The sequence below is a fragment of the Pseudomonas sp. GW456-E7 genome, assembly GCF_059424105.1.
In genome coordinates this window covers 1-9,050 of record NZ_JBWKZB010000089.1, presented here as the reverse complement: position 1 = coordinate 9,050, position 9,050 = coordinate 1, and the positions used below count along the sequence as shown (strand labels likewise).

Annotated in this window: 9 protein-coding genes; 4 read left to right on the top strand and 5 right to left on the bottom strand. The window is 61.5% G+C overall.

Going from position 1 to position 9,050, the window contains the following annotated elements; genetic code table 11:
- Positions 1-223: 223 nt before the first annotated feature.
- From AC07YV_RS29255 to AC07YV_RS29245, 3 genes are all read right to left on the bottom strand, one after another.
- Complete coding sequence (locus tag AC07YV_RS29255; RefSeq protein WP_007975765.1) at positions 224-1,093, bottom strand: isocitrate lyase/PEP mutase family protein; 870 nt, start codon at positions 1,091-1,093, stop codon at positions 224-226.
- Between the two features lie 142 nt (positions 1,094-1,235).
- The gene (gene astA / locus AC07YV_RS29250; RefSeq protein ID WP_102702763.1) at positions 1,236-2,270 is read right to left on the bottom strand and encodes an arginine N-succinyltransferase; all 1,035 of its coding nucleotides are present in this window, start codon (positions 2,268-2,270) and stop codon (positions 1,236-1,238) included.
- A 55-nt stretch (positions 2,271-2,325) separates the two neighbouring features.
- The gene (locus AC07YV_RS29245) at positions 2,326-3,342 is read right to left on the bottom strand and encodes an arginine N-succinyltransferase (RefSeq protein ID WP_102702762.1); all 1,017 of its coding nucleotides are present in this window, start codon (positions 3,340-3,342) and stop codon (positions 2,326-2,328) included.
- Between the two features lie 714 nt (positions 3,343-4,056).
- On the opposite strand from AC07YV_RS29245, the gene AC07YV_RS29240 reads away from it, so the two are divergent.
- Both AC07YV_RS29240 and cobF read left to right on the top strand, forming a co-directional pair.
- Positions 4,057-4,629: a histidine phosphatase family protein gene (locus AC07YV_RS29240; protein WP_102702761.1), complete on the top strand. Its 573-nt coding sequence runs from the start codon at positions 4,057-4,059 to the stop codon at positions 4,627-4,629.
- Positions 4,629-5,384 (top strand): precorrin-6A synthase (deacetylating), encoded by a 756-nt coding sequence (gene cobF / locus AC07YV_RS29235; protein WP_102702760.1) that lies wholly within the window; start codon positions 4,629-4,631, stop codon positions 5,382-5,384. The genes AC07YV_RS29240 and cobF overlap by 1 nt, the downstream gene beginning before the upstream one ends.
- Before the next feature lie 107 nt (positions 5,385-5,491).
- Here cobF and ftrA read toward each other — a convergent pair whose 3' ends face one another.
- Positions 5,492-6,478 carry a transcriptional regulator FtrA gene (gene ftrA / locus AC07YV_RS29230; protein WP_102702759.1) on the bottom strand — a complete coding sequence of 329 codons (987 nt, stop codon included), beginning with the start codon at positions 6,476-6,478 and terminating at the stop codon, positions 5,492-5,494.
- A gap of 101 nt (positions 6,479-6,579) precedes the next feature.
- Between ftrA and AC07YV_RS29225 the strand changes: the two genes are divergently transcribed.
- Positions 6,580-7,014 (top strand): rhodanese-like domain-containing protein, encoded by a 435-nt coding sequence (locus tag AC07YV_RS29225; protein ID WP_102702758.1) that lies wholly within the window; start codon positions 6,580-6,582, stop codon positions 7,012-7,014.
- A 134-nt stretch (positions 7,015-7,148) separates the two neighbouring features.
- Here AC07YV_RS29225 and AC07YV_RS29220 read toward each other — a convergent pair whose 3' ends face one another.
- Positions 7,149-7,790, bottom strand: coding sequence for a type 1 glutamine amidotransferase (locus AC07YV_RS29220; protein WP_102702757.1), 642 nt, complete (start codon positions 7,788-7,790; stop codon positions 7,149-7,151).
- 329 nt (positions 7,791-8,119) lie between these two features.
- Between AC07YV_RS29220 and AC07YV_RS29215 the strand changes: the two genes are divergently transcribed.
- On the top strand, positions 8,120-8,899 hold the full coding sequence (locus tag AC07YV_RS29215; RefSeq protein ID WP_007975754.1) for an ABC transporter substrate-binding protein: 780 nt from the start codon (positions 8,120-8,122) through the stop codon (positions 8,897-8,899).
- Positions 8,900-9,050 lie beyond the last annotated feature (151 nt).

Here is a 9,050-nt window from a genome sequence, read left to right as displayed (position 1 = left end):
GGCAAACCCCATCGCGAACTGCTCGACTCGGCGTGACCGCCCACCGCAAGACCTGTGGGAGTCAGCCTGCTCGCGAATGCGGTGTGTCATTCAGTATTTGTATCGACTGACACTCCGCCTTCGCGAGCAAGCCCGCTCCCACAGTGGATCTGTGGCGAGTCCAACATTGGTGTGCAACCGCGAACCAGGCGATCCGACGATGGCGTCGTGCCGGGTTAAACCATCACTCCTTCACGCTCATGAACTCTTCCGCGTAGCGGATGTATTCCTCAGGTTGCGTGTAGGTGTGAGTCAGCTCGGTCGCGCTCAGGTCCGACGTCTGGGTGAGGATCTGGCGTTGCTCGCGCAGGCTGTCGTAGGTCGCCTTGATCGCGGCGAAGTAGGCGCCATGGCCGTCGATGGTCACGCGCACGCCCAGTTCAGCCAGGCGCTTGTCGTCGCGCAGCAGCGGGTTGCCGTAGGTCACCAGCATCAGCGGAACGCTCAGGTGCTCGGCGATCTGCTCCAGATGGTCGAAGTCCTTGACGCCCACCATGCAGATCCCGTCGGCCCCGGCTTGCTGGTATTGCCGGGTGCGGCTGATGATTTCCTGCACCGGCAGAATCCCGGCGTGGGTGCGGGCGATGATCGCCATTTCCTTATCGCAGCGGGCTTCCAGTGCCGCGCGGATCTTGCCGACGCCTTCGGCGACCGTGATCAGGTCGGTGGATTTGCGGCCGAACTGCGCGGGCAGCAGGGTGTCTTCGATGGTCAGCGCGGCGACGCCGGCGCGTTCGAGTTCGACGATGGTGCGCATGACGTTGAGCGCATTGCCGTAGCCGTGGTCGGCATCGGCAATCACCGGCAACTGGGCAACACGGCCGATGCGGGTGGCCTGTTCAGCGAACTCGCTGAGGGTGATCAGGGCAAAGTCAGGGGCGCCCAGCACCTGCAGCGAGGCGACCGAGCCACCCAGGATCCCGACTTCGAAACCCAGGTCGGCGGCGATGCGCGCCGACATCGGGTCGAACACCGAGGCCGTGTGGTAGCAGGTGTTGGAGGCGAACAGTTGGCGAAAATTGCGGCGCAAATCTTGATGGGAAAGCCTGGACATATGAGTTCCACCAATGGAATGGAAGGGCTTGAGCAAAAGTGTCAACGCCGAAGAAATAAAAGGCTATCACGCGCGCAGGGAGAGAATGATGACGAATTTGCTGGGTAAGCCAGATTGACGCCTGAGGCAGGAAGCTGATAGGTCACGCCGCTGCGGCCTGGTGCCGCTGATTGAGCAGCGGCACGGCGCGCACCGAGTCGCCGGGCTGCAGCTGCAAACGCTTGGCGGTCAGGCGATCGACCACCAGGCTGTTGCCCGCCAGTCGGGCCGGGACGCAGGTAATGCGGCAGTTTTCCAGGCGACGGTTGTGAATCAGCCAGAGCGGATCGTTCGCGTCCGGCGAGCCGATGGCCAGTTGCAGCGGTCGGCTGTCGCACACGGTGCGGATACCGGAAACCGGGGCCTCGATGACCGGTCCGCCGTCGAAGATATCGATATGGCCGTTGTGGGCAAAACCTTCGGCGCTGAGGATTTTCAGGGCCGGTTCGGTGTTCGGGTGGGCCTTGCCGATCACCGCCTGGGCCTGTTCGGTGAGCAGGCAGGTGTACAGCGGCTGGCGTGGCATGAGTTCGGCGATGAACGATTTGTTGCCCAGCCCGGACAAGTGATCGGCATGGCTGAAATCCATCTTGAAAAAATGCCGGCCAAGGCTGTCCCAGAACGGTGAGCCACCTCGTTCATCGGTACTGCCGCGTAATTCGGCGATCAGCCGGTTGCCGAACAGCTGCGTGAACTCGGCCACGAACAACAAACGCCCGAGCGAAAGCAACCGGCCGTTGCTTCCCTGGCGCTGATCCGGGCGCAGGTACAACGAGCAGACTTCCGATTGCCCGGTCAATTCGTTGCTCAGGAACAGGGTCGGGATCTGGCGCTGGATACCCAGGTCCGCGCAAGCATTGACCGTCAGCCCGACCCGGTAGTTGTACCAGGGCTCGCGCAGACCGATTCCACCCGTCAGGGCGCTGACGCCCACCACTTGCTGCTCGTCGTCCTCGAGCACGAACAGGTAATCGGCATCGGCCCGATCGACCTGCCCGGCGAAGGTGCGTTGGGCCCAACGGATCCGGTAGGCCAGGCGTTCTTCATCGGCCGGCAGGCTGGTGAGTCCGGGGCTGGCCTGGCGCACCAGCGTGAACAAGGCGGGCAGGTCGGTGATCTGGACCGGACGGACAATCATGCGGCTGTTCCTTGTTCATGGGTGTTCAGACGTTGGCGTTGACCCAAGCGGGCACTCACAGGGCGATCAGCCTGACCGGACTGCCTTCCCTGACCTTCAACGCCGCGCACATGGCCGCATCCAGCGTGACCGGTTGCCCGGCGATGTAATCAAGGTCGGCGACGATGGCCCGATAATCCGTCAAGGACTCGTTGCTCACCAGAAAGCTGCCCCGGGCATCGTTCACCAGACCAGGCTGCGTGAGGCTGCACTGGCTGTGGGCGATGGACCGAATGCCCGAGGTGCGCGCATAGAGCGTCGGGCCGCCATCGAACAGATCGATGTAGCTGTTGGTTTCGAAGCCTTCGCGCTCGAGGATATCGAAGGCCTCCTGGCCATCGGGGTGGATGCTGCCGATGCAGTCCTGTGCCGCTTTGGGCAGCATGGGCACGTAAATCGGGTACTGCGGCATCAGCTCGGCGAGAAAGGTGCGGCTCTGCAGGCCGCAAAGCCGTTCGGCCTCGACGTAGGGCAGGTCGAAGAAGTGTTTGCCCACGGCATCCCAGAATGGCGAGTGGCCTTCATCACTGCTGTAGCCGACGATTTCGGTGATCACCGTTGCGGAAAAACGCCCGGGGTGGGCCGCGATGAACAACAGGCGCGCCCGCGACAGCAGTTCGGAATGGGCGGTGCGTACCCGTGCGGCATCGATATGGAAGCCACGCAGCAAGGTGTGGCCACTGAGGTCGTGACACAACGACAAGGCCGGTACACCGTGCTCGATGTTCAGTTCCCGCGAGGCACTGGTGAAGTGCCGGTTGCGCAGGCTGTAGAACGGCTCGCCGTACCCCGCCGTGGCGAGGATTTCCGAGCAGCCGACCAGGTGCTGCGTCGTCGGGTCTTCGAGGACAAAGAAATAGTTTTCCGGACCATGACCTTCGACGTCTTTCTTGAACGAGGCACAGGAATCGAGAATTTTTTCGCGTAACCGTTCGCTATCGTCGGGCAGGGATGTGACACCCACCAGGCTTTCACGAGCCAGCTTCTGCAACCTTGGCAGGTCGGCCAACTCGACTGGACGCAAGACCAGCATGGAGATACTCCTGTATCAAACGATCCGGCGGTTTGAGCCGAACCTGACTATCACTGTCGGTTTTTCCACACATTTGTTCGGTGGGCATCTGATCGTTGTCAGGCGCCACTCTTTTTCTTGTCAGATGCTTGCTGGGGTTGCCTGCATTGAACGAGGAACGGACGGTTCGGCCGCTGGCGTTGCCTGGCCTGGCACATTGATCGGGTATTCGAGAAAAGGCATCCGGGCTCCTGCTGGATGAGCGTGGCACATGTTTTAACAGTCCGTTGAAAAGAGTATTTAATTATCGCGTGCTGCCTGTCTAGTTAATTTTCGCGTGCTCCGACCGTGCCCGAAAATGGGGCGAAGTGCCTGCAGCAAGGGGCTACACCGATGTCGCAAAGTCTTGTAGGCAATTGCCTTGGTTGCAGTCAGCGATAACAGAAAATCTGCCGGGAAATGCCTGACGGAGCCCGCTTCAAACCGGAAAATTAAACACCCCCAAGGCCTGATGCCAGTCAGTGCAAACCTTGTGGGAGCGAGCTTGCTCGCGATGACGGCTGGACAGTCAAGCAAGGGGTGCCTGACAGTCTGCCATCGCGAGCAAGCTCGCTCCCACAATGTCCGGGGCTTAACTGATCGGCATTACCCCCAAGGCCTGCTTGCTTGCGGCACAATTGCGCGATGGCGGTCCCCTGACGCCGTTGTTCCTTTCCATCCCTGGAGTGATTGCCGGTGCAGGCGACCCGTTTAACCCTGATTTGTCACGCTCGAACCGTCGCACAGAAACTGGCGCGTTTTCCATTGGACGAACCTCTGGAGATGGATTGGCAAGCGCTCAGGCTTTCCCGTTGCAATCAGTTCAAGGGTGCTCCGCGCCTTGTCTGCGGTCCGGAACTGCGCACCCGGCAAACCGCTGAGCTGTTCGGCAGCGCGCCGGAGATTGTCGATGCGTTGAAGGACTGCGACTTCGGGCATTGGGGCGGTGTGCGCATCGGCGATCTGCAAAAAACCGACCCCGGGGTGCTCGAGCATTGGTTGGGGGATCCGGCTTCGGCTCCCCACGGTGGCGAGTCGCTGGTGCAATTGGGCGAGCGGGTGGGGGCGTGGTTGACCGCGTTGCAGTCGACGCCGGGGCACATCGTTGCCGTTACCCATCCCTTTGTCATCCGCGCCGCGCTGACGCAGGTGTTGCAGGGTGCGGCATCCGACATGATCGACGTCGAACCCCTGTCGGCGGTCGAGTTGAGGTTCCATGGCCGCTGGCGGTTGCGCTTGCCGGGCACCGACCCCGAGGACCTGCTGTGATGAAAAAACTCCTGGTCATCGGCATCGGCGCCGGCAATCCCGACTACATCACGATGCAAGCGGTGAAGGCGCTGAATCAGGTCGACGTTTTTTTCCTCATGGACAAGGGCGAGAGCAAAGACAAGCTCATCGACTTGCGCCGCGAAATCTGCGAACGCTACATCACCGACCACGCTTACCGTTTTGTCCAGGCCCACAGCCCCGAGCGCGAACGTGGTGAAGTGGACTACAGGACCAGTGTCGACGACTTGAACCTGGCCAAACAGCAGACCTTCGAACACCTGATCAATGAAGAACTGTCCGACGGCCAGTGTGGTGGTTTCCTGGTGTGGGGCGACCCTGCGCTGTACGACAGCACAATCCGTATCCTTCAGGCGATCCAGGCCTCGGGCGCCTGTGGATTCGAGTTCGAGGTGATCCCCGGCATTACCAGCGTCCAGGCCCTGGCGGCACAGCACAAGGTGACGCTGAACCAGATTGGCCGCTCCGTTGAAATCACCACGGGCCGGCGGTTGGCGGCAGGGCAGGTGAGCGATGCCGACAGCCTGGTGGTGATGCTCGATGCCCAGGATGCCTACCATCAGGTGGCGGATCAGGACACCGAGATTTACTGGGGGGCCTATCTGGGGACGCCGGATGAAATCCTGATCAGCGGCAAGCTCAAGGATGTGGCGGATGAAATCGAACGGGTACGCAAGGCGGCGCGGCTGGCCAATGGCTGGATCATGGATACCTATCTGTTGCGCAAGCCTTGAGAGCTTGAGGTGACAGGGCTGACGCCTTCGCGAGCAGGCTCGCTCCCACAGTGGACTTTCAGTGTTCACACCATCCGTGTAGGAGCGAGCCTGCTCGCGAAGGCGTCTTAAAGGCCAACGGAAGGTAAGGCACTACCCCCACGCCCAAACCGCTCCCGATACACCGAAGGCGGCACGCCAACCACAGTGCGAAAGGCCACCCGAAAGCTTTCCACCGAGCGATAACCGCAACGTTCGGCAATCTGCTCGGTGTTCTGGTCGCTGCTTTCCAGCAGTTCGCGGGCGCGGCCCAGACGTTGGTATTGCAACCAGGTTTTCGGTGACTGGCCGCTGGCTTCGGTGAAGCGACGCAGGAAGGTGCGTTCGCTCATGGCGGCTTCGCTGGCCAGGTCGCGCACTTCCAGCGGTTCGTGCAAGCGCTCACGTGCCCACTGCATGACGCGGGAAAGATCGCTGCGCGGTGTAGGACTGACCGGCGTCGGAATGAATTGCGCCTGGCCGCCGCTGCGTTGCGGCGACATGACCAGGCGCCGGGCCACGGAATTGGCCACTTGCGTGCCGAAATCCCGGGCCACCAGATGCAGGCAGGCATCGATGCCGGCCGCGCTGCCGGCGGAGGTGATCAATTGGCCGGAATCGACATACAGCACGTCCGGGTCCACCAGGATGCCGGGAAACCGCTCGGCCAGTTCCGAGGTGTAGCGCCAGTGCGTGGTCGCACCGTGCCCGTCGAGCAACCCGGTGGCGGCGAGGACAAACACCCCGGAGCAGATCGACAGTAACCGCGCGCCCCGCGCATGGGCCTGGCGCAGGGCGTCGATGAGCTCTGCGGGGACCGTGGCGCTGCGGTCGCGCCAGCCGGGAATGATGATGGTGCGGGCATCGGCGAGCAATTCCATGCCGCCGTCGGCCAGGACCTGGATGCCGCCCATGGCACGCATCGGGCCTTGATCGACGGCGACGATGCGATGTTCGTACCACGGGAAATCGAACTCGGGGCGTGGCAGGCCGAAGATCTCCACGGCGATGCCGAACTCGAATGTGCAGAGGCCGTCGTAGGCCAGAATCGCGACCATGGCTGGGTTGGGATGCATTTGGCGGAAAATTCCCGATCGGTGTCTTGTGCGCCACTGTAGCCGCAAGTGCCGGGCGGATAAAGTCTCCCCACACCCACCGCTTCTTTGGAGTACAGCCCATGACCAGTCTGGTTCGCGAAATTCCCGCCGCCCCATCGGCCATCGCCCTGATGCATTTCAGCAACCGTCTGACGTTCGAAACCGATTGTTCCGACGTCTACGGCAGCCAGCAGGCTGGCGAAATCGATTTCATTCTGGTGGATGTGCGTGGCCCGCTGGCGTTCGAGCGCGGGCATGTGCCGGGAGCGATCAACATTCCCGGGCGCTTGCTGACCGCCGAGGGTCTGGCCGGATATCCGAAAAACACTTTGTTCGTGGTCTATTGCGCCGGGCCTCACTGCAACGGCGCCAACAAGGCGGCGGTGAAGCTGGCGGCCCTGGGTTATCCGGTCAAGGAGATGATCGGCGGCGTGACCGGGTGGCTGGATGAAGGGTTTGAGTTGAGTGCCACAGAGCAGCGGCCGGCCCGTAAAGTGATCGGTTGCGAATGCTGACCTTCAAACACTGTTGATTTTTGTGGCGAGGGAGCTTGCTCCCGCTGGGTCGCGTAGCGACCCCAAAAACTGCGTCTGCTGCGCAGCCGAGCGGGAGCAAGCTCCCTCGCCACAGGAATGTGCTTTGATATGGATCAGTGTTCGTTAGCGGCCGCCCACCACTCATCGAGTGTCGCCTCCAGCCACACGGCCACCGCTGCGTAATCCGCATCGTCCTGCGGCCCCCGCGGCAATGGCGACTCATCGCCAAAATGCGCATTGAGCACGGCCACCGACTCGGCGTTCCACTCCGGATGAAACTGCAACCCCAGCCGCGCCGGCCCGGCGCGGTACATCTGCTGCACACAGTGCTCGCTGCTGGCCAACAACTGCGCGCCAGGCGGCAGGTCGATGGCGTCTTCGTGCCACTCGAGTACCTTCAGCGCTTGCCCATCGATAAAGCTCAGCGTGGTCCATCCGGTTTCGCTCCGGTCCATGCGTCGGACATTGCCGCCCAGACTCAACGCCAGCAGCTGAGCCCCCAGGCAGATGGCGAACACGGCCCCACCCAGATCCAGGCTGCCTTTGAGCCATTGCCGTTCAGCCGCAAGCCAGGCCGGGCCGGCATTGGATTCATAAGGCCCGCCCAACAGAATCACCGGATCGGCGCTGACGGGCGGCAACTGCCCCAGGTCGGCGCGAAACACCTTCAGCGTCAGCCCCTTGGACTCGGCCCAAAAGGCGATGGCACCCGGGCCTTCGGCGGGGTGGTGCTGGATCAGGTTCAACGTGGGCATCGTGCTACTCTCGATGGGACGCAAGGGCGCCCAATGTGCCGTAAAACACCCGGTATCGCCAGCCGGTCCGTTGCGTCGGATGGCGTCGAAAGAGCTGTAGTCCTGGTCTGAAAACGCGATCTGTCCGACAGACGTTTCTCCGTCATGGCGCGTTCACTGCAATGACTCGATCCTGGCGCCACTTTTTTGTAAGTATTTGTCGCCTTGGCGTAATTTACCCTCCTGTAGCCGCTCTAGACTGCCGGCCACTTCGGTTCCGCTCACAAAGCGAGGACCGAACGCTGCCAATCGAAGCTGCCAATAAAAGCCTCCGCACACAGGAGTTATAAATGAAGAAGCTAGTGATGTTCGGTGCCCTGGCACTGTCGATGTTGTCCCTGACCGCCGTGGCTGACGACGCCAAGCCGATCCGCATCGGCATCGAAGCCGGCTACCCGCCATTTTCGATGAAAACCCCTGACGGCAAACTCACCGGTTTCGACGTGGACATCGGCGATGCCCTGTGCGAGCAGATGAAGGTCAAGTGCACCTGGGTCGAGCAAGAGTTCGACGGCCTGATCCCTGCGCTGAAGGTCAAGAAAATCGACGCCATCCTGTCGTCCATGACCATCACTGACGACCGCAAGAAGAACGTCGATTTCACCATCAAGTACTACCACACCCCGGCGCGCTTCGTGATGAAGGAAGGCACCGACGTCAAGGATCCGCTGACCGAACTCAAGGGCAAGAAAGTCGGTGTACTGCGCGCCAGTACCCACGACCGCTTCGCCACTGAAGTGCTGCAACCGGCGGGGATTGTCCTGGTGCGCTACGGCTCCCAGCAGGAAGCCAACCTGGACATGGTCTCCGGCCGCATCGACGCGCTGCTGGCCGACTCAGTCAACCTGGACGACGGTTTCCTGAAAACCGACGCCGGTAAAGGTTTTGCCTTCGTCGGCCCTGAGTACAACGATCCGAAGTACTTCGGTGGCGGCGCCGGCATCGCCGTGCGCAAGGGCGATACCGCCCTGGCCGAGCAGTTCAACAAAGCCATCACCGAGATCCGCGCCAACGGCAAGTACAAGCAAGTGCAGGACAAGTACTTCAAGTTTGACGTTTACGGCGAGTAATCCAGCCGTTTGGAAAAGTGGCAACCGTCAGACGCGGTTGCCATTTTTTTTGTGCAATCATTTTCAGCACAAAGATTCCTGTGGGAGCGGGCTTGCTCGCGAAGGCGTCGTGTCAGGCAGCATGGATGTTGAATGTATCGACGCCTTCGCG